The organism is Streptomyces sp. NBC_00454 (assembly GCF_041434015.1).
GTDB lineage: Bacteria > Actinomycetota > Actinomycetes > Streptomycetales > Streptomycetaceae > Streptomyces.
Map to the genome: position 1 here is coordinate 3992812 of NZ_CP107907.1, position 24333 is coordinate 4017144.

Annotated in this window: 23 protein-coding genes; 10 read left to right on the forward strand and 13 right to left on the reverse strand. The window is 71.6% G+C overall.

The genetic code is table 11. The annotated features are described in order from the left end of the window. Positions 1-39 precede the first annotated feature (39 nt). The 3 genes from OHU74_RS18580 to OHU74_RS18590 are packed head-to-tail and all read right to left on the reverse strand — an operon-like array spanning position 40 to position 2643. Positions 40-1155 carry a beta-ketoacyl synthase N-terminal-like domain-containing protein gene (locus tag OHU74_RS18580; protein WP_371616938.1) on the reverse strand — a complete coding sequence of 372 codons (1116 nt, stop codon included), beginning with the start codon at positions 1153-1155 and terminating at the stop codon, positions 40-42. Further along, positions 1152-2378: a beta-ketoacyl synthase gene (locus OHU74_RS18585; RefSeq protein WP_371616939.1), complete on the reverse strand. Its 1227-nt coding sequence runs from the start codon at positions 2376-2378 to the stop codon at positions 1152-1154. The genes OHU74_RS18580 and OHU74_RS18585 overlap by 4 nt, the downstream gene beginning before the upstream one ends. After that, the gene (locus tag OHU74_RS18590) at positions 2371-2643 is read right to left on the reverse strand and encodes an acyl carrier protein (protein ID WP_371616940.1); all 273 of its coding nucleotides are present in this window, start codon (positions 2641-2643) and stop codon (positions 2371-2373) included. Before OHU74_RS18590 ends, OHU74_RS18585 begins: the two co-directional genes overlap by 8 nt. Before the next feature lie 247 nt (positions 2644-2890). Here OHU74_RS18590 and OHU74_RS18595 point away from each other — a divergent pair, with 247 nt between their 5' ends. From OHU74_RS18595 to OHU74_RS18625, 7 genes are all read left to right on the forward strand, one after another. Then, positions 2891-3346 carry a hypothetical protein gene (locus tag OHU74_RS18595; RefSeq protein ID WP_371616941.1) on the forward strand — a complete coding sequence of 152 codons (456 nt, stop codon included), beginning with the start codon at positions 2891-2893 and terminating at the stop codon, positions 3344-3346. Positions 3347-3351: 5 nt separating this feature from the next. Then, positions 3352-4914 carry an MFS transporter gene (locus OHU74_RS18600; protein ID WP_371616942.1) on the forward strand — a complete coding sequence of 521 codons (1563 nt, stop codon included), beginning with the start codon at positions 3352-3354 and terminating at the stop codon, positions 4912-4914. A 124-nt stretch (positions 4915-5038) separates the two neighbouring features. Further along, a complete protein-coding gene (locus tag OHU74_RS18605; RefSeq protein ID WP_371616943.1) occupies positions 5039-6052 on the forward strand; it encodes an AvrD family protein in 1014 nt (337 codons plus the stop codon). A gap of 44 nt (positions 6053-6096) precedes the next feature. Next, the gene (locus OHU74_RS18610) at positions 6097-6789 is read left to right on the forward strand and encodes an AAA family ATPase (RefSeq protein WP_371616944.1); all 693 of its coding nucleotides are present in this window, start codon (positions 6097-6099) and stop codon (positions 6787-6789) included. Between the two features lie 3 nt (positions 6790-6792). Then, on the forward strand, positions 6793-7500 hold the full coding sequence (gene fabG / locus OHU74_RS18615; RefSeq protein WP_371616945.1) for a 3-oxoacyl-ACP reductase FabG: 708 nt from the start codon (positions 6793-6795) through the stop codon (positions 7498-7500). A gap of 50 nt (positions 7501-7550) precedes the next feature. After that, positions 7551-8549 carry a 4'-phosphopantetheinyl transferase superfamily protein gene (locus OHU74_RS18620; protein ID WP_371616946.1) on the forward strand — a complete coding sequence of 333 codons (999 nt, stop codon included), beginning with the start codon at positions 7551-7553 and terminating at the stop codon, positions 8547-8549. Continuing rightward, positions 8542-8988, forward strand: coding sequence for a 3-hydroxyacyl-ACP dehydratase FabZ family protein (locus OHU74_RS18625; protein WP_371616947.1), 447 nt, complete (start codon positions 8542-8544; stop codon positions 8986-8988). The genes OHU74_RS18620 and OHU74_RS18625 overlap by 8 nt, the downstream gene beginning before the upstream one ends. 142 nt (positions 8989-9130) lie before the next feature. Here the strand turns inward: OHU74_RS18625 and OHU74_RS18630 are convergent, their stop codons facing one another. After that, positions 9131-9304, reverse strand: a complete 174-nt coding sequence (locus OHU74_RS18630) for a hypothetical protein (protein WP_371616948.1) — start codon at positions 9302-9304, stop codon at positions 9131-9133. Between the two features lie 254 nt (positions 9305-9558). Here OHU74_RS18630 and OHU74_RS18635 point away from each other — a divergent pair, with 254 nt between their 5' ends. Next, positions 9559-10545 (forward strand): UbiA family prenyltransferase, encoded by a 987-nt coding sequence (locus tag OHU74_RS18635; protein ID WP_371616949.1) that lies wholly within the window; start codon positions 9559-9561, stop codon positions 10543-10545. Here OHU74_RS18635 and OHU74_RS18640 read toward each other — a convergent pair. Both OHU74_RS18640 and OHU74_RS18645 read right to left on the reverse strand, forming a co-directional pair. After that, entirely contained in the window at positions 10542-11609 is a 1068-nt protein-coding gene (locus OHU74_RS18640; RefSeq protein ID WP_371616950.1) for an AI-2E family transporter, read from the reverse strand. The two genes, OHU74_RS18635 and OHU74_RS18640, sit on opposite strands and share 4 nt — an antisense overlap. Positions 11610-11701: 92 nt before the next feature. Next, positions 11702-13873 carry a SpoIIE family protein phosphatase gene (locus OHU74_RS18645; RefSeq protein WP_371616951.1) on the reverse strand — a complete coding sequence of 724 codons (2172 nt, stop codon included), beginning with the start codon at positions 13871-13873 and terminating at the stop codon, positions 11702-11704. Between the two features lie 148 nt (positions 13874-14021). Between OHU74_RS18645 and aspS the strand changes: the two genes are divergently transcribed. Further along, positions 14022-15827, forward strand: coding sequence for an aspartate--tRNA ligase (gene aspS, locus OHU74_RS18650; protein ID WP_330297536.1), 1806 nt, complete (start codon positions 14022-14024; stop codon positions 15825-15827). 102 nt (positions 15828-15929) lie between these two features. Here aspS and OHU74_RS18655 read toward each other — a convergent pair whose 3' ends face one another. From OHU74_RS18655 to OHU74_RS18675, 5 genes are all read right to left on the reverse strand, one after another. Continuing rightward, on the reverse strand, positions 15930-17483 hold the full coding sequence (locus tag OHU74_RS18655; protein WP_371616952.1) for a VWA domain-containing protein: 1554 nt from the start codon (positions 17481-17483) through the stop codon (positions 15930-15932). Positions 17484-17815: 332 nt separating this feature from the next. Further along, the gene (locus OHU74_RS18660) at positions 17816-19075 is read right to left on the reverse strand and encodes a sensor histidine kinase (RefSeq protein ID WP_371616953.1); all 1260 of its coding nucleotides are present in this window, start codon (positions 19073-19075) and stop codon (positions 17816-17818) included. Between the two features lie 23 nt (positions 19076-19098). Next, positions 19099-19806, reverse strand: a complete 708-nt coding sequence (locus OHU74_RS18665; protein WP_371616954.1) for a hypothetical protein — start codon at positions 19804-19806, stop codon at positions 19099-19101. A 172-nt stretch (positions 19807-19978) separates the two neighbouring features. Continuing rightward, the gene (locus OHU74_RS18670) at positions 19979-22015 is read right to left on the reverse strand and encodes an FUSC family protein (protein WP_371616955.1); all 2037 of its coding nucleotides are present in this window, start codon (positions 22013-22015) and stop codon (positions 19979-19981) included. 82 nt (positions 22016-22097) lie between these two features. Continuing rightward, positions 22098-22925, reverse strand: coding sequence for a hypothetical protein (locus OHU74_RS18675; protein ID WP_371616956.1), 828 nt, complete (start codon positions 22923-22925; stop codon positions 22098-22100). Between the two features lie 160 nt (positions 22926-23085). Between OHU74_RS18675 and OHU74_RS18680 the strand changes: the two genes are divergently transcribed. Beyond that, positions 23086-23496, forward strand: a complete 411-nt coding sequence (locus tag OHU74_RS18680; RefSeq protein WP_371616957.1) for a hypothetical protein — start codon at positions 23086-23088, stop codon at positions 23494-23496. 233 nt (positions 23497-23729) lie between these two features. Here the strand turns inward: OHU74_RS18680 and OHU74_RS18685 are convergent, their stop codons facing one another. After that, positions 23730-23903, reverse strand: coding sequence for a hypothetical protein (locus OHU74_RS18685; RefSeq protein ID WP_371616958.1), 174 nt, complete (start codon positions 23901-23903; stop codon positions 23730-23732). Positions 23904-23965: 62 nt separating this feature from the next. Then, on the reverse strand, positions 23966-24319 hold the full coding sequence (locus tag OHU74_RS18690) for a hypothetical protein (protein WP_371616959.1): 354 nt from the start codon (positions 24317-24319) through the stop codon (positions 23966-23968). Positions 24320-24333 lie beyond the last annotated feature (14 nt).

The following is a 24333-nucleotide window of genomic DNA, read 5'->3' on the forward strand; positions in this document are numbered from 1 at the left end:
TGGAACTGCCGACCGGGCACCCCCGGGCCATCACCTGGTTCAGTTCGGACGCTGGACCAGCAGGCAGCCGAGGCCGCCGTCCCGGTCGTACGAGGTGACCAGGCCGTACTCGCCGGCGTCGCTCACCGGCTCCTCCTGCCAGACCGCGAGCAGAGCGGCCAGCTGGAGTGCGGTGCTCGCGCCGTAGGTCTCGCCGAGCACGTCGGAGATGACGAGCTGCTGCCGGTTCTCGGAGTCGCCGAGCGCCAGCGCCAGTGCCTCCTGCTCGATCTCTCCGAGACCGGACTGCGCGGAGGCCCCGACGGCGACCGTGGTGATCTGCTGACGGTCCACTCCGGCGGTGTCGAGCGCCCGTTCCACGCAGGAGGCCAGTGCGAGGGCCGCCTTGTTCTGTCCCGCCGTGCCCGACGGCGCGTGGAACCCCACCTCGCAGGCCACCACCCGGGCGAGCGGGGCCTTGCCCTGCCCGGCCGGCGTGACCGAGAACATCGCGGCGCCCTCGCCGACGGCGCTGCGCGGGCGCAGCGCTCCGCTGCGCCGCCAGGCCCAGGCCGACTGCGGCGAGAGCTCCTCCACCGCACCGACGAACAGCCGGCGGGCCCGCCCCAGCCGCAGCGTGTTGCGGGCGTACCGCCAGGCCAGCAGCCCCGAGAGGTGTCCACCGACCATGGTCGCGTTCACCCCGGTGAAGCGGTGCCGGATGGCGATCTGGCTCGCGCAGCAGTTCAGGACCAGATTGGAGAACTGCGCGGGGTTGACCAGGTACGGCCGTTCCTGGACGACGGTGTCCCGGGCGAAGTCGCCGATGGCACCGGTACCGCCGGCACTGGTGCCGAACACCACGCCGGTCTGGTCGCGGCCGTCCTCGCCGAACTCCTCGCCGAGGGCGGTGATCGCCTCCTGGACGGCGAGCAGGCCCAGCACGGTGGTCCGGTCCAGGTTGCGCGTCCCCTTGCGGCCGAGCCGCTCGGTGACCGCCAGATCGGGCACCACCCGGACCGGAGTCCGGGCCGGGAACGGCTCGGTGCCGATCCCGGCGGGGTCGGCGTGACCGGGCTGTCCGGTACGCAGCGCCGTACCCAGCGCGGTCAGGCCGAATCCGGCCGGGGAAAGGACACCGCAAGCCTCGATGTCCAGAGGCGTGAAGCCCGTCATCGGTTCACCTCCGCAAGCATGACGATCGCGTTGTTGCCGCCGAACGCGAATCCGTGGTTCTCGACCACGCGCGGACTGGCCTTGCGGGCCTGCCCGGGAACGCAGTCGAGGTCGCTGCCGAGCGCCGGATCGACCTTGCGGACGGTGGCCGAGGGCGGCAGGAAGCCCTCGTGGATCGCCGCGCAGCAGACCAGCGCGCCGAAGCCCGCGGCCGCGCCCATGGTGTGACCGAGCATCGACTTGATCGAGCTGACCGGCGGCATCCGGTCGCCGAACACCTCGCGCACGGCGCCCACTTCGGTGGAGTCGTTCACCTGGGTGCCCGTGCCGTGGGCGCAGACGTAGTCGACGTCCTCGGGCACGACGCCGGAGTTGTGGTGCGCCTGGCGGATGCACTCCGCGATCGACCCGCGGTGCGGGTGCACCATGTGGTCGGCGTCGCAGTTGACCGCGTAGCCGAGCACCTCGGCGTAGATCCGCGCACCCCGCTCGAGAGCGGCGTCCAGCGGTTCCAGCAGGAGCGCCACTCCGCCCTCGGCGGTGAGGATGCCGTCCCGCTCGGCGTCGAACGGGCGGCTGACCTCGGCGGCGATCGAGCCGAGCCGGTAGAAACCGGCGTGGGTCGACCGGTTCACCGAGTCGGCGCCGCCGCAGATCATGTAGTCGCTGTCGCCGAGGCTGACCTGGTCGTAGCCGTAGCCCAGCGCGTAGTTGCTCGCCGAGCAGGCGGTGCCGATGGTCTGCGCCTCGCCGGTCAGCCCGAGTTCGGTGTTGACCGCGGCGGAGATCCGCCCGGCCGGTACCTGGGCCACCAGCTCGGGCGTCAGCCGGCCGGGGCCGTCCTGGACCCACTGCTCGGTGAGCTTGTCGACCACCGAGGACTCGCCGTTGGTGGTACCCATGCTCGAGCCCGCGCGGGAGACCGCCAGCAGCTCGGGGTCCAGCCCGGAGTCCTCGACCGCCAGCCGTGCCGCCGCGGCGGCGAACTGGGCGCTGCGGCCCCACTCGGCGGGCGAGATGTTGTGCAGCAGCTTCTCGGGCTCGAAGCCGCGGACCTCACCGGCGTTGGAGCGCGGGAAGCCGGTGCGGTCGAAGCTCTCGATCGGCGAGATGCCGCTGCGGCCCGCCTTGATCCCGTCGATGAACGGCCGGGCGCCGATGCCCAGGCTGCTGATCGCGCCCAGCCCGGTGACGACGACCCTGCGCCGGGCCGGCTCAGCCACGGTCGGCCGGTTCGGCGACGTTCTCGGCCACGATCTGGTAGGCGGCACCGAGGCTGGTGAGGCCGTCGACCGCGTTCTGCGGAATGCTGATGTTCAGGCTCCGCTCGAAGCGGGCCAGGATCTCGATGACGACGATGGAGTCGGCGCCGTAGGCGTCCTCGAAGTTGCTGGACTCCTCCAGCTCGTCGAGCTCGATCTCCAGAACGTCCGCGACGATTTCGCGGATCCGGTTCTTCAGCTCAGTGTCCAGTGTCAGCGTACTCAACGTGATCCCAGCCCCTCCGTAGGGATTCGGTGTTCCGAATCTGGACCGAATCTAGACCGGCGGGACGGAATGCCGACAGACCCCGTTGGTGGAGTACCCGTATGTCCTGAACGTTGGAACGCCGAGTACTCCTTTCGACACACGGCCGCCGGGCGGCGCTGTGCCATATTCATTCGGAAGGGCCGCCCGAGGGTCGAAAAGCAGGGGACCGGCGGCCATCTCACCTTGAAAGGTGCACTGGGCTGACATGGCCGAATTTCACAACTCACTGACCCGCGATTTCTCGCGGGTGCCGAAGATCGGCCAGGGGGCCGTCTGGTTCGTCGGTGGGAACAGCCCGACGTTCAAAGGGTTCATGACGAGCGGGCCGATGGTCTTCAAGCTGTTCCGTCGGCTGAAGAAGACCCCGGGCTGCCTGTGGCACACCAAGTGGTTCAGCTTTCCGTTCGCGATCGGCACGGTGGCCTGCTTCGACTCCATGGAGTCGATGCAGGAATTCGCCAGGTCGGCGGAGCACATGAAGGTCGTCCGCTGGTCGATGGTCCCCGGCAATCTCAAGGGCGGATTCATTCGGCTCCTGGAGACGAACCCGCTCGGGAGCACCTTCGGTGGCTGGGTTCCGCCGGAGGATGCGGAAAATCCCGATCGCCGGCAGCTGACCGAGGCGATGGCGGCCGGTTCGAGTTTCTCTGGAAGGGAATAGCAGGAATGAATTCCGAAGTAGTACACCGGCGCCGCTGGTCCATTCTGGTCGTATTGTCGCTCGTGGTCACGGTCGCGGTGATGGACAACACGATCATGAATGTCGCGCTCAGGACGATCCAGCACGATCTCCATGCCTCCAACGCGGATCTGCAGTGGGGCCTCGACTCGTACATCGTCGCGTTCGCCGCGTTCCTCTTCACCGGCGGCGTCATCGCGGACCGGTTCGGCCGGAAGAAGACCCTGATCGCGGGGCTGGTGCTGTTCGGCGGCGCCTCGCTGGTGGCGGCCTTCGCCGGCTCGGCCACGGACCTGATCATCTGGCGGGCCGTCATGGGCATCGGCGCTGCCGTCATCCCGACGACCACGCTGGCCGTCATCATCAACATCTTCCCGCCGCAGGAGCGGGCGAAGGCGATCGGCGGCTGGGCCACCGCGGCCGGTGTGGCCATCGCGGTCGGCCCGCTGACCGGCGGCGTGCTGCTCGAGAACTTCTGGTGGGGTTCCATCTTCCTGATCAACGGGCCGCTGGTGGTCGTCGCCGTGCTGCTGATCGCCTGGATGGTGCCGGAGTCGAAGAACCCGGCCAACAACAAGTTCGACCCGGTCGGTGTGCTCATCTCGATCGTCGCGATCGGCGCCCTGGTGTACGGCGTCATCACGGGCGGCGAGCGGGGCTCCTGGCTGACCACCGACGCACTGCTGCCGATCGGCGTCGGCGTCGCGCTGCTCGTCCTGCTGGTCGTGGTGGAGAGCCGGATCGCCGTCCCCGCCCTGGACGTCAAGCTGTTCCGCAGCGCCCGGTTCTCCGCGGGCTCGGGTTCGATCGCCCTGGCCTTCTTCGCCATGATGGGCGCGCTCTTCGTCACGACGTTCTACTTCCAGCTGGTGCACGACTACTCGCCGTTCCAGTCCGGTCTGCTGATGGTCCCGATGGCCGCCGCGTCGATGTTCATGTCGACCCGCAGCGCCAAGCTCGCCGCCCGGTTCGGGCCGCGCTACATCGTGGCCGGCGGCACCGTGGCGATGGCCCTGACCTTCCTCGGCTTCATCGCCACCGGTCCGACCACGCCCGTGGCCTACCTGATCGGCCTGCAGTTCCTCTTCGGCCTCGGTTTCGGCAGCATCATGGCGCCCGGTACCGCCTCGCTGATGTCGGTGGTGCCGCCGGAGAAGGCCGGCGCCGGGCAGGCGGTCGCGCAGACCGTACGCCAGGTGGCCACCGCGCTGGGTGTCGCGGTGATCGGCAGCCTGCTGAGCTCCGTCTACCGCTCCTCGCTCGGCTCGGCCGTGGACGTCCTGCCGGCCGAGCTGCGCGAGCAGGCCGCCGGTTCGATCGGCGGCACCTTCCGCGCCCTGGAGACGGCCCCGCAGCTGGCCCCGGAGCTGGCCGGCCAGGCCATCGCGGCCTACCAGGACAGCATGCAGATCACGATGCTCACCGCCGCCGCGGTGGCACTGGTCGCCGCCTTCGTGGCGCTGCGCTGGCTGCCGGGCAAGGCGCCCGCCGCCGCACCCGCCCCGGCCCCGGCCGAGAAGGCCGCGGAGCCGGTGGGCTCCGCGAAGTAGCCGCGCTCGTACGGCTCGTACAGCCCGTACGGCTCGTACAGGCGGTACGGCAGCGGTCGGCGCTGCCGGTGTGCCGCTGCACGACCCATCCGACACAGCAAAGGGATTGAGGGACCGGCCCGAGATGGCAGTAGTGACTGAACGCATCGAATCGATCGACGACTTCCTCGGCGCGAGCGAGACGCGCTTCTTCGCCGACGGCTTCCGGAAGATCCGCCAGCGGGTCTCGCAGCTCCGCATCGAGCAGGCCGACGGCACCGGGACGGTACGGGCGACCGCCGGGGTGCACTATCCGACGGACTGGTCCAAGAAGGACGAGACCGCCCTGCGGCCGCACCTCAGCAGCATCGACGCCCTCCTCGTCGCCGTCCAGCTCGGCGAGGCCTTTCTGACCCACGCCCACGGGCTGGACGGCGTGCAGCGGCGCGCCATGTGGCTGCGCCGGTTCGTGATGAAGGCCGGCTCCGCGCCGCAGGAGAACCTGGAGGCGTTCGACGCCACGGCGGTCCACGTGGAGACCGTCCCCGGCGTCGACTCGCCGCTGGTCTCGGTCTTCGACTGCCAGGTCGGCAGCATCAAGGTCCGTACCGAGATCGCGCACGAGGCCTTCGGGGAGCACCGCGGGGCGAGCCCCGGGCCCGCCTTCCACCAGCATCTCGACGACCTCCTCGGCGAGGCGGCCGGGCGGCACTACGGGGAGGGCTACAAGCTCTCCCGGTCCACGGTCGGGGACGTCCTCCTCGACCTGCCCGAGGGCCGGGTGGAGGCGACCGCCAAGGTGGTGCACCCCGGTGGCCCGGAAGGCTCGCAGGGGCTCGGCGGGGACCACCACGCCTCGCTCTCGATGTTCGACGCGCTGACCGTGCTGGCCCAGCTGGGTCAGGTCCTGCTGTACCGGCTCGACGGCATCACCCGGCAGACCAGCAACACCCTGTGGCTGCGCGAGGTGACCATCTCCTGCGACCGGCCCGACCAGGCGCTCGGCCAGGACCTCACCGCCGTCAGCTGGATCTCCAAGAGCCAGCGCTTCGAGCACCGCGGCGCCACCTGGAGGTCGGCGGCCCTGGAGGGGACGCTGGGCGGCTTCTCCACCCACTGTGCGCTGGTGCACCAACTTCCCGACGGCGTAGAGCAGTAGTTCCTGCATCACGACAATTCACCACGAACAGAAGGGGATTCGGCATGAGAATCGCCATATCCGGTACCTACTCGACCGGGAAGACCACCACATCGCTGGCGGTCGCCTACCTCACCGGCATCCCGCACACCTCGGCCCGGACGATGCGGCAGCTGCTGCCGATCGCCGTTCCGGGCAAGCGGCTGCAGGAATGCACACCGGCCGAGATCGCCCAGCTGGGCATCCGGCGGTTCGTCGAGCGGTCGACCAAGGAGAGCCACCTGCAGTCCGGGTTCGTCTCCGACGGCACCTCGATCAACGAGTGGGTCTACGGCAAGATCCGCGTGCGCACCGGGATCGACCCCAACAAGGCCCCCGAGGACCGGGACGTCGAGAAGACCGACGAGCTGCGGTTCTTCGAGGACATGGTCGACAACATCGGCTCGGCGATGAAGGGTTACGCGGCCGACGCCTACGACACGATCTTCCACCTGCCGGTCGAGTTCTCGATCGTCACCGACGGGCACCGCCCGGTCTCCGAACGCTTCCGCAGCCTTTCCGACGATCTGCTGCTCTCGGCCTTCGGGGAGCTCGGCCTCAAGTACGAGGTGGTCAGCGGCACCAGCGAGGAGCGCCTGGAGATGATCATGGCCGCGCTGGGGATCGAGCCCAAGATGAGCATCGCCGAAGCCCTGGCCCTCGCCGAGGCGGACATCGAGGAGTTCAACCGCGGCCTCGTCGACATTGGCTGGGAGTAGCAGATGACGAACAGATCCGTCTTCATCACCGGCGGCAACCGCGGCATCGGCGCCGCGGCCGCGCAGGCCTTCGTCGCCCAGGGTGACCGGGTGGCGGTCAGCTACCGCAGCGGGACGCCGCCGAAGGGCGTGTTCGCGGTGCGCTGCGACGTCACCGATCCTGCCTCCCTGCAGGAGGCCTTCGCCCAGGTGGAGGCCGAGCAGGGCCCGGTGGAGGTGCTGGTCGCCAACGCCGGCATCACCCGCGACGCGATCTCCATGCGGATGGACGACGACGTCTTCCAGGACGTCCTGGAGACCAATCTGGTCGGTTCCTTCCGGGCCGCCCGCGAGGCGGCGAAGGGCATGCTCACCATGCGCCGGGGACGGATCATTTTCGTCTCCTCGGTCATGGGGTGGATGGGCTCGCCGGGCCAGGTCAACTACGCCGCGTCCAAGGCCGGAATGATGGGCCTGGCCCGGTCGCTGGCCTGGGAGCTCGGCTCGCGCAACGTGACCGTCAACGTGGTGGCGCCGGGAATCATCGACACCGACATGATCGAGCCGCTCTCCGAAAAGCGGAAGGCCGGGCTGATCCAGGCCACCCCGCTGGGCCGGCTCGGCACGCCGGAGGAGGTCGTGGGCGTGGTGCAGTTCCTGGCCAGCGACGCGGCCAGCTATGTGACCGGGGCTGTGATCCCGGTGGCCGGCGGTATCGCCATGGGCCTCTAATGGCCGTTCAGGTCCGCTGCCTCCACCTCCAGCCCGGGGTGGTCCTCACCATGGCCAGCAGTACGGCCGAGGGCAGCGCCCTGTCCTGCCAGGCCAGGCCGTCCTGGATCCCCGACGACGTGGCGGTGGCGAAGAGCTCCGACTTCGTGCTCGGGCGCGCCGCCGTGATGGCCTGCCAGGCCCTGCTGCACATCGGCGGAATGGTGGTCAGGGACGGCCGGCGGCCGGTCTTCCCGCCCGGGCTGCGCGGATCGATCAGCCACAGCGAGCGGCGGGTCGGCGTGTGCCTCGGCACCGTCCGGCAGGACGTCGTCGCCGTCGGGGTGGACATCGAGCGGCCGGTCCGGTTGTCGATGGAGGGCCTGCACTTCATCGCGACCCCGGCCGAACAGGCCTGGATCATGGCCAGCGACAGCCCGATCCGCATGCTCACCGGCCTCTTCTCCGCCAAGGAGGCCATCTACAAGTCGACGTCGGGCCTGGCCAGCCGGCCGCCCGGGTTCCTCGACGTCGAACTCCTGCCGCTCGGCGACCGCGAGTACCGGGTCAACTGGCTCGCGGATCTCCTGCCCCCGGACATCTCGATGTCCGCCTGGGTCCACTGCATCGAGGGCTACCTGGTGGCCTACGTACTCGTGAAGAAAGGCACAGAGTTGATAGCGCCTCAACGCGCCGCACCGCTCAGCGCGCTGGACTCCCTGGAGTCCAGCGGCGAGAGCTTCGTCGCCCGCAAGCTCATCCGGGCCGACGACCCCTACCTCGGGGGCCACTATCCGGGGCGCCCCATCTACCCCGGCGTCTTCGTCCTGGAATCCGTCCTGCAGGCCGCCGAGGCCCACCTCGGCAAGCCGCTGCGGATGGAGGAGATCCCGAGCATCAGGCTCACCGGGATGCTCGAACCCGGCAACACCCTGTGCATCGAGGCCGAGTGCACCGACCAGCTGGGCGGCCTGGCCGTGAAGGCGAGCTGTGCCAACGAGGACGGCGTGCCGGTGGCCGCGTTGACGGTCCGGTTCAGGCCGGCGGATTCGGCGGTCTTCGATGACTGAGCACGCCGAACTGCGGTCGACGCTGCCGCACCGCCACCCGATCCTGGTCGTCGACCGGGTGACGGAACTCGATCCCGGGGTCCGGATCCGTACCAGCAAGGCGATCTCCGGCAGCGAGCCCTGCTACGCCGGTCTCCCCGACGACCTGGCGCCGGCCGGCTACGCCTTCCCGAACTCGCTGCTGCTGGAGTCCTTCGTGCAGAGCGCGGCGACGCTGTGGCTGCAGAAGCCCGAACACCCCGTCGGCACGCTGCTGTTCGTCGGTGCCCGCAAGGTCCTCGTACAGGGCGAGGCCTACCCCGGTGACGTCCTGCACCACGAGGCCACCCTGCAGATGGAGAAGAACGCCACGGCGATCTTCAACGGGACGACGCGCCTGGCGAGCGGCGAACCGGTGCTGTCGGTCTCCTCGCTGGTCCTGGCGATCCGCGAGGGCTGAGACCGGCGCCGGGTCGGGACCGGCGCCTGGTCGGGACCGGCACGACATGCGGAAGAGGTGCCCCCCCGCCTGCTGCTTCGCAGGCCGGGTGGCACCTCTCGTGGTTCCGCGGACCTGACCGGCAAGATCCGAAAGAGACGGCCTAGTGCGCCGGACGGGCGCCGGCCCAGCCGGTGAGTGCGAAGAGCTCCCACAGGCTGTACGAACCCGCCTCCTCGACGGCCTCGTCCTGCACCGGGCCGCCCGAGCCGTGCGGCGGCAGGCCGAAGGGCTCGTGCTGCCGGGGTGCCGGGTAGGGGATGGTGAATTTCGACATGTTTGCGTCAACTCCTGCTGCTCTCTGCGGCGGTACGCCGACCGGCGGCCGGGGCGCCCGGCTCGGATCTGTCACAAGTGGGCGTTGCTGCCCGCCAGTTGGCGGATCGGGCGGCTCGGTTCGAAACGTTACCGGCGGGTCGGGCCGCTCAACGGCGCCGTACTTCCAAGGCCGAAGGCAGCGGACCAAAAGTGGTAGCGAAGGGGCCAAAGTGGGAAATGCCCAGGTGGGTGGCCCTGGATAGCGTGAAGATCATGCTCATGGGGGAAACACAGCAGCTTCGACACTTCACTCCGCACGTCCGGACTCCGCGCGGGGCCACCGAATCACCGCACCACCCGGAACCACTGCTCCAGATGCTCCGTCTCTGCCTGGTGGAGGCCAGGATCTCCGTCCAGTGCATGTTCCTGATCCGACTGCTCGCCCTGGCCGCGCTGGCCGGGGTCACCACGAGCGGCACCGGGCTCCTCAGGTTCGCCGCCGGCGCGATCTCCTGGGTCGCGGCGACCACGTTCACGTACCTCTACAACGGCGTGGCCGACGCCGACAAGGACTGGCTCAACCACTCCACGCGCCCGATCGCACGCGGCGCACTCGGTACGGAGCGGGCCATGCAGGCCGCGCTCGGCTGCGCCGCGCTCGCCCTCGTCGCCGCCGGGTGCGTGGATCCGCGGCTGGTGGGCGCCACCGTCGGGCTGCTGGCGCTCGGCTACGCCTACTCCGCCCCGCGCCTGGCCCTCAAGAGCACCAGCTCGGGTGCCATGACAGTGGTCCTGCTGAGCGGCATGCTCACTTACTACGCGGGTAGCGTGATCGCCGACGGCGACCTCGACGCCGCGGCGCTGCCGGTCTTCGCGCTCGCCATGTCGCTCTGGCCGGCCCTGGTCGGCGCGCTGGTCAAGGACTTCTCCGACGTCTCGGGCGATGCCGCCGCAGGGCGCAGGACCTGGGCCATCGTCCTCGGAGAGGGCCGGACCAGTGTGCTGGCGGCCGTGCACGCCCTGCTCATCGGCGCGGGCTTCGCCGTCGCGGCCGCCCGCTGGGCACCCGCCCTGCTGCCCGCCGCCCTGGTCACCCTGCTCGGCGCCTGCGCCGTGGCCATCTCGCTGGCCCTGCTGCCCGCCGACGGCTCGCGCGACCGGCGCCGCCTCCCGTACCGGGTGTTCATGGTGACGCAGTACCTGGCCCACCTGACCGCACTCGCCTCGGCCATGATCTGGCCGAGCTCCGCAACGGGCTAGGCCGGGTCCGCGGGCCCGGGGGTGGAGGCGGTGCCGGGGGCGCCGCCCCCGTACCGGGCCCGAAGCTCCGAGAGGACTCCGAACGCGGCGGCCGTCAGGGGGACGGCGAGCAGCATGCCGAGGATGCCCGCGACGCTGGCGCCGGCCGTGATCGCCAGCATGACGACCGCCGGGTGCATCTGCACGGTCCGGCTCTGGATCATGGGCTGGAGCACGTGCCCTTCCAGCACCTGTACGGCCAGCACCACGCCCAGCGCCCACAGTCCGATCACCCAGCCCCGGTCGGCGAAGGCGACGAGCACCGCCACCGCGCCGGAGATGAAGGCACCGAGGTACGGGATGTAGGCGCCGACGAAGACCAGGGCGCCGAGCCCCACCGCGCCGGGCACGCGCAGGACCAGCAGGCCGATGGTGATGCAGACGGCGTCGATCGCGGCGATGAAGGTGGTCCCGCGCATGAACCCTTCGACGGCCTGGAAGGCGCGGCGGGCCATCGCCTCCAGGGTGTCGGCGCGGGCGCCCGGCGCCAGCGAGCGCAGGGTGGACACGGCGCGGTCGGAGTCGCGGAGGAAGAAGAAGATCAGCAGCAGCGCCAGGATCGCGGTGGCGATCATCTCGCCGACCACGCTGATCCCGGTGATGACCCCGGAGGCGGCCGTGCCGCCGAACTTCGCCAGCAGGTCCTTGGCGTTGATCGCGAGGTCCTCCAACGAGGTCCCGGCGGCGCCGAAGTGCTTGGCGAGGTCCGCGCCGGCCTGCTTGAGGGAGGCGATGATCTGGTCGCCGGTCTCGATGAGCGCGAGCACGACCACGTACATGGCCCCGCCGACCACGCCGATCACGGCGAGGCAGGTGATTCCGGCGGCCAGTGAGCGGTTGACCCCGATCCGGGTGAGCCGCCGGTGCAGGGGCCCCAGCAGGGCCGTCCCGAGCAGGGCGAGCAGTACGGGCGTCACGGCGGTCTTGAGGACGATGCACAGCCATACGCCGAGGGCGGCCACGCCCGCGACGGCGAGCGTGAACACGCACCACGCGAGGAGCCGCCGGGCGGGCTGGGGAAGCATTTGGGTCACCACCTCCGCATCCAAGCAGCCGCGGCGCGCAGGCCCCGTACGCCATGCCGTCCGGGGCGGTACCACCGGCGCGGACCGGCGGACTAGGAGAGCTGGTCCGGCTCGGACCGTTCGTGGAGCTCGAACCAGGTGGACTTGCCCTCGCCGCGCGGGTCCACGCCCCAGTCGTCCGCCAGCATCTCCAGCAGCAGGACGCCCCGCCCGCTCGACGCCATCTCTCCCGGGTGCCGCTTGTGCGGCAGTTCGTCGGAGGCGTCCGCCACCTCGATCCGCAGCCGGCGCGCGCCCAGCTCGCCCACAGCCTCGGCCATCAGCAGCGCGTCCCCGTCCGTGTGGACCAGTACGTTCGTCACCATCTCGGAGACCATCAGCACCGCCGAGTCCACCTGCTCCGCGTCCGCCCAGTCGTGCAGCAGCTCCCGGATCTGGCGGCGGACCCCGGAGACCCGCTCCGGCTCGGCCTGGGCGACCGTCAGCATCGTGCGCCGGGCCGGGCGGCCGGGGTGCAGCAGCGAGGTGTCGCAGCCGCAGCCCGCGCCCTCGCGGCAGAGCAGGACCACGGCGATGTCGTCCTCGCGCCGGTCGGCCAGGGGGCCGGTGGTGTGGTGCGAGGAGGGTCCGTGCACGGCCTGGACCAGCAGGTCCGCCATGCGTTCCAGGTGCCGGGGCTCCAGGCTCTGGGTGTCGTGGGTCTCCGACTCCAGGATGGCCCGCAGCCGTGCCCAGCCCGTGTCGAGGTCGTGCCCGCCCGTTTCGATGAGCCCGTCGGTGCACAGCATCATCGTCTCGCCGGGTTCCAGGGTGAACCGGGTCGTCGGGTAGTCGGTGTCCGGGACGATGCCGAGCGGCAGGCCGCCCGCCGTGGGCCGCATCAGGACCGTGCCGTCGGTCATCCGGATCGCCGGGTCGGGGTGCCCGGCGCGGGCCACCTCCAGCTGGCCGGTCTGCGGATCGCACTCCACGTACAGGCAGGTGGCGAAGCGCGGGCTCTGGAAGTCGGGGTCCTCCTTCGAGTCCCCCTCCTGCTCCTGCGAGGAGCACAGCCCCGCCAGGAAGCGCGAGGCCCGCGAGAGCACCGCGTCGGGCCGGTGGCCCTCGGAGGCGTACGCGCGCACCGCGATCCGCAGCTGGCCCATCAGCCCGGCCGCCCGCACGTCGTGGCCCTGGACATCGCCGATGACCAGCGCGAACCGTCCCGAGGGCAGCGGGATCATGTCGTACCAGTCGCCGCCGACCTGGAGCCCGCCGCCGGTCGGCACGTAGCGCGCGGCGATGGCCATGCCGGGGATCTCGGGGCCGAGCTGGGGCATCATCGACCGCTGCAGGCCGGTGGTGAGCTCCCGCTCGGATTCGGCGATTCCGGCGCGCTGGAGCGCCTGCGCGAGCATCCGGGCCACGGTGGTCAGGACGGAGCGCTCGTCGGGGGAGAAGGACACCGGGTGCTTGAAGGCGGCCATCCAGGCGCCCATGGTCCGGCCGGCCACGACCAGCGGCAGGAACGCCCAGGAGATCCGGCCGAAGCGCTGGGCGAGGGGCCAGGTGGCCGGGAAGCGCCGCTTGTAGTCCTCCGGACTGGGCAGGTAGATCGCCCGCCCGGTACGGACCACCTCCGCTGCCGGGTAGTCGGTGTCCACCGGCATGTCCGCGAAGGGGCTCTCGTCCCCCGGATCGTGCCCGTGGTGCCCGATGATCGACAGCCGGCTGCCGGCCACGCCGAAGACGGCCAGCCCGTCGGGTATGAATCCCGGCATCGAGAGCGAGGCCGCCACCCGCAGCACCTCGGCGGTGGAACGGGCCTCCGCCAGCGCCCGCCCCGCGTCCAGCAGGAAGGCCTCGCGCGAGCGGCGCCAGTCGCCGGTGATCGGGGTGTGCACGGCGGTGGTGCCGGGCTGCGCCTCGGCGATCTCCTGGAGGGTGCCGATCAGCTCGTAGTCGAGCCGGCCGTCCGCGGTCCGGTTCTCCAGCGGCTTCGAGCGGCTGCGTACGGTGCGCAGCACGCGCCCGTCCTCGTCCATGATCCGCAGCCGGGCCTCGGCGAGGGTGCCCTCGGCGACCGCCAGGTTCACGATGCCGTTGATCTCGTTCCAGTCCACCGGGTGGAAGCGGGAGCGCACGGCGACCTCGGGCAGGTCCACCGGCTCGGCGGGCAGCCCGAGCAGCCGGGCGGCCTCGCTGTCGAGGGTGACCGTCCCGGAGGCGTTGTCCCATCGCCACAAACCGGTCGCGATGGCGGCCAGGACGTCCTCTGTGCGCACGTGGTCATCTTTACAGGTCGTACGCCTGACGTGCCTGTTCACCGCCCGTGTTCAGCGCCCTCTCGGGCGCGCCCGCACGGCACCCGGCCCGGACGGTAACCTTGGGACGGTTGAATCCACCCTGGTATCGCGTAGAACTGGATGACTGATGCATCGGTACAGGTCCCACACGTGCGGCGAGCTCCGTGCCTCCGACGTCGCTTCCGACGTCCGGCTGAGCGGCTGGCTGCACAACCGTCGAGACCTGGGCGGCATCCTCTTCATCGATCTGCGTGACCACTACGGCATCACGCAGCTCGTGGCCCGTCCCGGCACCGCCGCGAACGAGGCGCTGAGCACGGTCACCAAGGAGACCGTCGTCCGCATCGACGGCAAGGTCGTCTCCCGCGGCGCGGACAACGTCAACCCGGAGCTGTCCACCGGCGAGATCGAGATCGAGGTCACCGACGTCGAGATCCTCGGCGCTTCGGCCCCGCTGCCCTTCACCATCAACACCGACGACGGTGTGAACGAGGAGCGGCGCCTGGAGTACCGCTTCCTCGACCTGCGCCGCGAGCGCATGCACCGCAACATCATGCTGCGCTCGGCCGTCATCGCGTCGATCCGCTCCAAGATGGTGGCCCTCGGCTTCAACGAGATGGCGACCCCGATCCTCACCGCGACCTCCCCCGAGGGCGCCCGTGACTTCGTGGTCCCGTCCCGCCTGAACCCGGGCAAGTTCTACGCGCTGCCGCAGGCGCCGCAGCAGTTCAAGCAGCTGCTGATGATCTCCGGCTTCGACCGGTACTTCCAGATCGCGCCCTGCTTCCGCGACGAGGACGCCCGCGCCGACCGCTCGCCGGGCGAGTTCTACCAGCTCGACGTCGAGATGTCCTTCGTCGAGCAGGAGGACGTCTTCCAGCCCATCGAGCGGCTGATGACGGAGATCTTCACCGAGTTCGGCAACGGCCGCGAGGTCACCTCCCCCTTCCCGCGGATCCCGTTCCGCGAGTCGATGCTGAAGTACGGCAACGACAAGCCCGACCTGCGCTCCAAGCTGGAGCTCGTCGACATCACCGACGTGTTCGAGGGCTCGGAGTTCAAGGCGTTCGCCGGCAAGCACGTGCGCGCCCTGGCCGTCCCGGACACCGCCGCGCAGCCCCGCAAGTTCTTCGACGGCCTCGGCGAGTACGCGATCTCGCTGGGCGCCAAGGGCCTGGCCTGGGTCCGCGTGGGCGAGGACGGCGGCCTGACCGGCCCCATCGCCAAGTTCCTCACCGAGGAGAACGTCAAGGTCCTCACCGAGCGTCTGGGCCTCGCGGCCGGTCACGCGGTGTTCTTCGGCGCGGGCGAGTTCGCCGAGGTCTCCAAGATCATGTCGGGCGTGCGCGTCGAGGCCGCCAAGCGCGCCGGCCAGTTCGAGGAGAACGTCTTCCGGTTCTGCTGGATCGTCGACTTCCCGATGTACGAGGCGGACGAGGAGACCGGCAAGATCGACTTCTCCCACAACCCGTTCTCCATGCCGCAGGGCGGCATGAAGGACCTGGAGGAGAAGGACCCGCTCGACATCCTGGCGTGGCAGTACGACATCGTCTGCAACGGCATCGAGCTGTCCTCCGGCGCCATCCGCAACCACGAGCCCGAGGTCATGCTGAAGGCCTTCGAGATCGCTGGTTACGAGGCCGAGACCGTCGAGCGCGAGTTCGCGGGCATGCTCCGCGCGTTCCGCCTCGGCGCCCCGCCGCACGGTGGCATCGCCCCGGGCGTGGACCGCATCGTGATGCTGCTGGCCGACGAGCCCAACATCCGCGAGACCATCGCCTTCCCGCTCAACGGCAACGCCCAGGACCTGATGATGGGCGCCCCCACCATCCTGGAGGAGTCCCGCCTGCGCGAGCTGAACATCGCCCTGCGCAAGCCGGTGGAGACCAAGACCACCGAGCCGGTCGAGAAGTCGGTCAAGCCGCACCAGTAGGCCGGACCGGCCCGGCCGGGCCGTCGGTGCATGCGTGAAGGGCCCGGGATCCTTGGGGATCCCGGGCCCTTCTGCGTGTTCCGGCGTGTCCGTGCGGGTGGGCTAGAACCCGTCGAGGATGCCCTTGAGGAGCGCGGCCGAGGTCAGCTCGCTCGGCGTGGACCCGGCGTGGAAGAAGCCGGCGTTCTCGGCGTCCAGCTTGCGCAGGAAGTCGAAGGCCTTGGCCTCGGGGTCGCCGAAGGCCACGAACTGCCAGTGGATGTCGTGCGCGGCCGCGTCGGCGATCGCCTGGCGGGCGGGCTGACGGTTGTCCGGAGCGCCGTCCGTCTGGAAGACGACGAGGGCGCGGCCCTCCCCGCCGTCCTTCTGGTAGCGGGTGAGGACTTCCTCGACCGCCCGGTGGTAGCTGGTGCGCCCCATGTGCCCGAGCTCGGCGTGGCGGGCCTCGACCCAGGCCTCGTCGTGGCCGTCGAGGGTGAGGTCGGCGGTGCCGTCCACGTCCGTGGAGAAGAACACGGTGTGGACGGTGGCGTTCTCGTCGAGGTGCGCGGCGAGGGCGAGCGCGTGATCGGCGAGGTACTGGGCGCTGCCGTCCTTGTAGAAGGGCCGCATCGACCCGGACCGGTCGAGCACGAGGTACACGGTCGCCCGCGCCCCGGCCTTGCCCTTGCTCCGCAGGACCTGCCCGGCGGCCTTGTAGGCCCCGGCCAGGGCGGGAGCCTGGCGCTTGACCGCCGCGAGGGCGTGCGCCGGTGCGTCTGCCTCCGGCTTGGGGGCGGGGGCCTCGGCTTCGGCTGCGACGGGCTCGGCCTCGGCCTCTGCCTCGACGGTGACGGGCTCGGCGGCCGGGGCCGCCTCCGGCTCGGGCTCCGGCTCGGCCTCTGCTTCGGCTGCGACGGGCTCCGCCTCTGCTTCGGCGGCGACCGGCTCGGCCTCGGCCTCTGCCGCGACTGCCTCGGCGGCGACCGGCTCGGCCTCCACGGCGACCGGCTCGGCCTCCACGGGCTGCGGCTCGACGATCGCGGCTTCGGGCTCCGCCGCTGCCTCCGGCTCGGTCTCTGCCTCTGCCTCTACGGCGACGGGCTCGGGTTCGGCGGCTGCGGCGGCCAGGGGTTCGGCCTCTGCGGATGCCTCCTCCTCCGGCTGCGGCTCGACCGGTTCGGCTTCCGCCTCCGGCGTTGCGGCGGCGGCCGGTTCGGCCTCCGGCTCGGCAGCGGTGACGGCCTCGGCCGCCACCGGCTCCGGCTCGGTCTGTGCTGCGGGCTCTGCCTCGGCCGCGATCGGCTCCGGCTCGGCAGGGGTGACGGCCTCGGCCGCGACCGGTTCCGGTTCGGGCTGTGCCGCCGGCTCCGGTTCGGCCTCGGCCGCTACCGGCTCCGGGGCGGGCGGGGTGGGCGTCGGGGAGGCCGACGGGCCGGAGGCGTGACGGCGTGCCTCCGGGACGGTCGGGTCCGGGGCCGGGGCCGTCAGGACGGTTCCCGGTTCGCGGTCGCGCGGAGCGGACTGCGGGGGGACGGTGGGGTTGTCGAAGGAGGCCGCGACCAGTTCGGCCGCCGCGTCCAGTGGAGTGCGTTCGGTCTGGCTCGGGAGGGCCGCCGAAGTGGCGTCGGTCGTCTCCGGAACCGGCTCCGTTGGCCTTCCGAATACCTTGCGCAACAAGCTCCGAATACCCATGGGCCAGGCCTTTCGCATGAGTGCGTGCGTCATTTGTCCGTGCTGCGCGGTAGATCCCTGCCCAGAGTGGACACGTAAGGTTATCGGCCCCTTGGCTGGAACTTCGGCAGGGGCACCATTCGTGGCGCCCACGGCCCAAACACACCGGTCAGAGCCTTGAACTGCCGCTCCGACGGGCCGGATTCACCAGCCGTTCATCAGCCCGCCGCCGCTTCGGCTCAACCGCTGCCGCCGCCGAACGCCACGAGGTGGGTGTTTCACGTGAAACACCCACCCCGCACGCCTGTTTCACGTGAAACATTCACTCCACACGATCAACTTCCCTCCGGCAGACGCCCCACGGGCAGCTGGAGGGTGGTCACCGCGCCCCCGTCCGGGGCGTTGGAGAACCGCAGCGCGATCTCCAGCACCGCGGCCTGGCCCATCACGATGGTCAGGCCCAGACCGTGGCCGCGACCCCGTCCGGGGTCGCCGGTGCGGAAGCGCTGCGGGCCCTGCTCGATCAGCTCGGCAGGGTATCCCGGCCCGTGGTCGCGGATGGTCACGATCGGGCCCTCGACGCTCACCTCGATCGGCGGCTGCCCGTGCTTGGCGGCGTTGACCAGCAGGTTGGCCAGGATCCGGTCCAGGCGGCGCCGGTCGGTGAGCACCACCGCGTCCCGCAGGATCCGTACGGAGACGGTCAGCCGGGTGGAGGCCACGGCCCGTTCCACCGCCCGGCCGAGCTCCACCCGGGCCAGGTCGGCCTGTTCGACGCCCGAGTCCAGCCGGGAGATCTCCAGCAGGTCTTCGGTGAGCAGGTGCAGGGCCTTGAGCCGGTCGTTGATCATCTCCTTGGGCCGTCCCTCGGGCAGCAGGTCCGCCGCGGCCAGTGAACCCGTGAGCGGGGTGCGCAGTTCGTGCGCCACATCGGCCGTGAACCGCTTCTCCGCCTCCAGCCGGTCCTGGAGCGAGCCCGCCATCGAGTCCAGGGCCTGGGCCACGTCCCGTACCTCGTCGCGGGAGTGGAACCGGGCCGGTTCCTCCGCGTCGGCCGGGAAACCGACCCGCGCGTCCAGGTCCCCGGCGCTGATCCGGCGGGCCACGGCGGCGGTGGTGGCGAGCCGGCGGCTGATCCGGTTGGCGAGGAAGAGGCCCGCGAGGGCCACCACCCCGGCGGCGAGGCCGGCGGAGGCCAGGATGGCGGTGTCGATGTCCCGGAGCCGGGAGCGGGTGTCCTCGTACGGGACCCAGACCGCGAGCGCCTGCTGGTCGGCGGGGCCGGCCGCCCACATCACCGGCTTGCGGCCGTACTCGCCGACCATGCTGCCGGTCTCCCCGCGCGCGACCAGCTTCCGCAGCGGCTCCGGGAGGCCGGGCGGGTTCAGGTCCACGTTCGCGTCACCGTGTGCGGTGCCGTACTGGTAGTGGTCGAGGGCGTGCTCCAGGTCGCGGATCACGTCCTTGCGGATCTCGCCGGAGATCTGCCGGGAGACGACGTTGTGGACGAGGATCCCGAGCGCGGCGGCGACCATGCAGCACACCGCGGTGGTGGTCATGGCGATCTTCCAGCGCAGCCCGCTCGGTACCCGCATCGTCCGCCCGCCCCGGCCCGCGCTCAGGCCGCGCCCGCCGGGCCACAGGGGCCGGAGGGATCGTTGGCGTCGGGGCAGGTGTCGAGGGTGAGCTGGGAGAGGTTCATGATCCCGGCCTTCTCGTCCCACACGTAGTCGGAGATGGAGATGTAGGCCGGGTTCGAGGTCGGCTCGCGCACCGCGAGGTGTTCGGCGGCCACCTCCACGCCTTCCAGCACCCCGCGCCGGGACAGGATCCGGGCGATGCGCCCGTCGTCCTGGACGGTGTAGACGCGCAGCTCGCTGAGTCTGCCGTCGAGGTCCAGGGCGGTGATCAGTTCCTCCCGGCCGTTGCCGGTCAGATCGTGGAGCACGCCCGGCCGGACCGGGCAGTCCGGACCGCCGTCCACAGCCTGTGTACAGAGCGCGAGCCGCTGGATCGCGCGCGGGTCGACGAGGCGGCCGGTCCCGCCGTCGCCGGCGGTGGCTGCGGTGATGTCCGCGCGGATGACCTCCAAGGGGTTCACCCCGCGCATGGACAGGTCGGCGACCTTGGGAAGCCCCGGGATCACGGCGGCCGTCCCCGGTTTCTGGCCGGGGCCGGGGGGTTCGGGGTGGATGTTCTTCCACAGGCTCTTGGGTGCGCGGACCGTTCCCAGGTCGCCGTTGCTCTGCAGGCCTTCGACATCGGCGCAGCCCGCGAGGGCGGCCAGGGCCACCAGGGGGAGCGCGCGTCGAAGGATGGGCCTCATGCCCCGATGCTCCCCCGCCGGGGCCGTGGGGGCCCGGGGCGCTGGGCCATTGGAGGGACACCGGCGCAACGCCTGGGGCCACGGGCCGGGGCCCTGCGGGGCATCGGCCTACGGGGCGTCGGCCCTGCGAGGCGTCGGGCCTACGGGGCGTCGGGCCTACGGGGCGTCGGGCCTACGGGGCTTCGCGCTTCGGGTCGGCGATGGCGCGGGCCGCAGCCAGTTCCTGCCGGACCGGGGCCAGCACCGAGTCCTCGTCCACCGAAGGGGCGGCCGGGGGATCCATCAGCTCCGGGCTCTGGACCCGGCGGACGCCGCGGGCCAGGCCGCGCAGGTCCTCGGCGATGGCTTCGGCCTCCGAGGGGAGCGGGGGCTCCGCGCCGTGGTTGACCCGGACCCTGGCCGCGGTGGTCGCGTCGACGATCCGCTCCACGGCCACGACCAGCGGCCACCAGGCGGCGGCCCGGGCCCCGGTGGGCGGCGGTTCGGTCAGGGCCCGCTGGAACTCGCTGCGGACTCCGGACAGCTCCCGGTAGATCCGCCGCCGGGCCTGGAGCCGGGCGGTCCGCGCCGCCCGCAGCCCCGCTTCGGTGTCGGGGTGGCCGCCGAACGCGCGCTCCACGTACCGCGCCGCGTCGTCCACCGTGTCGGCGAGCCGGTCCCCGATCCGGGTGTGCCAGCTCTCGGGCCACAGCAGGTAGCCCGCGACCAGGGTGATGGCGCAGCCGATCAGGCTGTCCAGCAGCCGGGGCCGGATCAGATCGAAGCCCTGGTGGTTGAGCAGGTCGGAGAGCAGCAGGATCACCGGGGTGATCGCGGCGGTCTGGAAGGCGTACCCCTTGACGGAGAAGGCCGGGATCAGCGCGGCGAGGACCATCATCACCGGCACGTCCCACCAGCCGCGCGGCACCTCCGAGAGCACGGCGGCCGCGATGACCAGCCCGGCGGCGGTGCCCAGCGCGCGCAGGACGGCGCGGGAGAACACCGAGCCGAAGTCGGGCTTGAGGACGAAGGTGACGGTCAGCGCGACCCAGTAGGACCGCTCGATCTCCACCACCGACACCAGCGCCTGGGCCAGCCCGATGCACAGCGCGAGCCGCAGCCCGTACCGCCAGGAGGCTTCGGAGAACATCATGTCGCGCACCGCCCGCACGGCCCGGACCCGCAGCGCGGCGGGCCGGCCGAGGCGGTCGTCGACGTTGCGCATGTCCGGATCGGGCGTCAGCACGATGTTCGCCGCGTGGCGCAGGGCGGCGTCGATGGCCCGCTCGGACTGGCTGTCCGGCGCGGGCAGGTCCAGTACGGGGGTTCCGGTGCGGCCCTCTTCGACGGCCTCTGCCAGCTCCCGTACGGCCGCCGGGATCTCGGGGGAGAGGGGCCTGCGCCGCAGGTGCGCGGCGGGCGCGGCCTCGACCAGCGGGATCAGCACGTTCAGCTGGGCCAGCATCCGCACGAGCGCGGGGCTGCGGCCGTGCACCCGGGCCCGGCGGCCGAGCACGAGGTCGTAGGCCTGGTTCAGGGCCTGGGTGACCTGCTGGCGGCGCTCGTCGTAGCGGGCCGAGGGACCGCCGGCGGCCTCCAGCGCGTCGGCCAGCGCCCGGTAGGTGGCGGCCACGGCCGCCCGCTCCGGCTGCCGACCGCGCAGCGGCCAGCCCAGCAGGGTCAGCGCGAGGACGAACAGCCCGCCCGCGCTCAGCAGCAGCGGGGCCGTCCACCAGGGCTGCGGCATCGGCAGACCGGCGCCGACCACGGCGTTCAGCAGGAGCATCAGCCCGGAGACGGAGGCGACCGTACCGATCGAGGAGATCATCCCGGAGACCAGGGCGATCAGGGTGAGCATGCCGACGGCGACCCAGCCGTGCCCGAAGACGAGGGTGCCGAGCGCGACGCCGACGGCGCCGAAGAGCTGGGGCACGGCGATGTTCAGGACGCGCATCCGGTAGGCGTCGGCGATGTCGCCGATGACCCCGGACAGGGCGCCCATCGAGACGAGCGCACCGTATTCGGGCTCGTCGAGGGCGAAGCCCACGGCCAGCGGGGCGGCCATGGCGATCCCGGCACGCACCACGGCGGCCCAGGGGATCGGCGCGGAAGACGGCCGCAGCCCCTTCAGGAGCCAGGCGGGCGGAGACAGCGGGAGGGACCGTCCCGGTCTGTGCCGAGCCCGCCGGGCCCGCCCGGACGGTATCTCTTCGGTGCGTTCGGTGCTCATTCCCGCTTCCGGTTCCGCCGCTCGCGAATCGGTTCTTCTGCGCTGTTGCGCGGATTTACGTGGTAATCCGTACCTTCCGAGCTTATGGGGTGCGGCGCAGTCGGCCCATCAGCCAGGCGGCCAGAGCCGCGGCGATTCCGACGGCCAGCACCACCCAGGTGGTGGTCCGCAGGAACGCGGTGAGCGCGTCGTACACCGCCTCGGCGGCCGCCCGGTCCACATCGGCCGGAAGGTCGTCCAGGGTGAGGCGGCGGCACAGCACCACGGCCACCCACAGCAGGACGGCCCCGACCACGAGCCCCAGCCCGGTGGCCAGCACCGCGCGCCGGCGCCGGACGGCCACGGCGACGGCCGTCGCCGCCAGCACCACGGTCAGCACGGGGAGCCAGACCCCGGCGATCTGCAGCATGCGGAAGCCCTTCCGGAGCGCGCCGAGGTTGTCGTACTCCATGACCTTCACCGACAGGTGGGTCACCGGGATGCGGTCGGCGAACGGCACCCCGTTGTTGACGAGATCGCCCTTGACCTGGGCGATCACGGGGGCGAGATCGATGGTGAGGGCGTCGCCGTGGCCGCTGGTGAGCGCTTCGAGGAAGGCGGTGTGGGCGGCCCGGTTGGCGGCGTCCCAGGCGGTGCGGTAGGCGGGGGTCCCCACGAAGGAGCGCAGCGCCTCCCCGAGCAGGGCGTCGACCCCGCCCTGGAAGGGGCCCGCGTCGATCTGCCCGGAGAGGGCGCGCCCGGCCTGGGTGACGACGAGGTTCTGTACGGCGGGATCCGAGGCGAGCGGGGACATGGCCTCGGTGTACCGGTCGGCGTTGCCGAGCTCGTGGTCGGCCCAGTACGCGACGGCGCTCGCGGGCACCAGGAGGGCCACGAGCGCGATGAGTACCGCCGAGAGAATGGTCCGCACGTCACCAGGGAAAGACGGGCGGCCGCCCGGCGCGAGCGGGGGTACTGCGGGCGGGTGGCGGCCGGTCGGCGCCGGCCCTCCGCGGGGGTCCGTACGAGTGATCCAGTTGCCGGTCCGGGGCGGCGGGTGTGCCCTGGATGATGGGAGAGAGGAGCCCGTCATGGCACATGCGGCACCCACCGCCCCCGGGCGGAACCGGCAAACGGCCGCCGGCGGCACGACCCACCTGAGCAAGTCCGCCCTGACCCGTCCCCTGCTGATGGGACTCGTCTACGGCGTCTACGCCGCCTTCATGAAGCGCCAGATGGGGCCCGTGGACGCGGGCAACGTCTTCTACGGGATCCTGTGCGGCGCGATCTTCGCCGCCTGCCTGTTCGCCCTGGCCCGGATCGGCCCCCGGCTGAAGCGGGAGCTGCACGCGGCGGCGTACGGAGCCTTCGCGGGCATCTCCTTCGGCTACCTGTACAGCCTGGCGGGAGAGAGCATCTTCAAGTCCTCCGGCATCTCCCTGCTGGTCGGCGCGGGCGTCGCCGCGGCGGCCTTCTACCGCTACTACACGCGGGAGGACTAGCCCGAGGACGCGGGAGGACCGCGGGAGGAGCAGGCCGTCGCGGTCGGTACTTTCGGCCGGGGCACTGCGGACGAACGGTCGAGGCGGGCCGCCGCCCTCCCGGCGGAGACTGATTGATGGCGCCGGTTCCCGTGCCCCGTGGTCGAACCTCACGTGACCACTCTCCGTTGCCGAGGGCGCGGGAACCGGTGCCGCCTCATGTCCGCTTCACGTCCGCTCGCGGACGGATCGGGTTACTCGGCCGTGGTGTCCGGGCCCGGGGCTTCGGAGTTCGCGGCCGTCTCGGATTCGGAGCGGCGCAGCTGTCCGGCCTGGCCGGGCTGGGCGGCCTGCGGGGCGGACGGGGAGAAGCGGGCGGCCTCGGCGCGGAGCATGGCGTTGAGGGCCAGGTACGGGTCGATGGGCATGACGGAACCTCGCGGTGCTCGGAGTGGGGGGATGCGTGCTGCTGCGTGTCCTCTCGGACCGCTCAGCAGCGCAGGACCACACTCCGGACCGGCAGGAGGGACGCCGTCGGCGCGGCCGTCCCCGTCCGGTGCGCGACGGCATCCGCGGACCCCACGGCGTGTTTCACGTGAAACACCGGCCGCTGCAGCCCCCGTACGCCCGGGATGCCGCGCTCGGTCACCCGCGCTGCCAGCCGTACCTCGGGATCCCCTGCCGGGTCGGCAGGGCTCTCGGCGGGCTCGGCGGGGGCCGAGGAGGTGGAGCGGGGGCCTTCGGCCGATGCGGGGGACAGGCCGCCCCTGCCGGTGCCGAACACGCACAGCAGCACGACGCAGAGCACGGTCAGTGGCACCCTCAGGGCCCTGCTCAGTGCCATCCGCGCATGCCGCG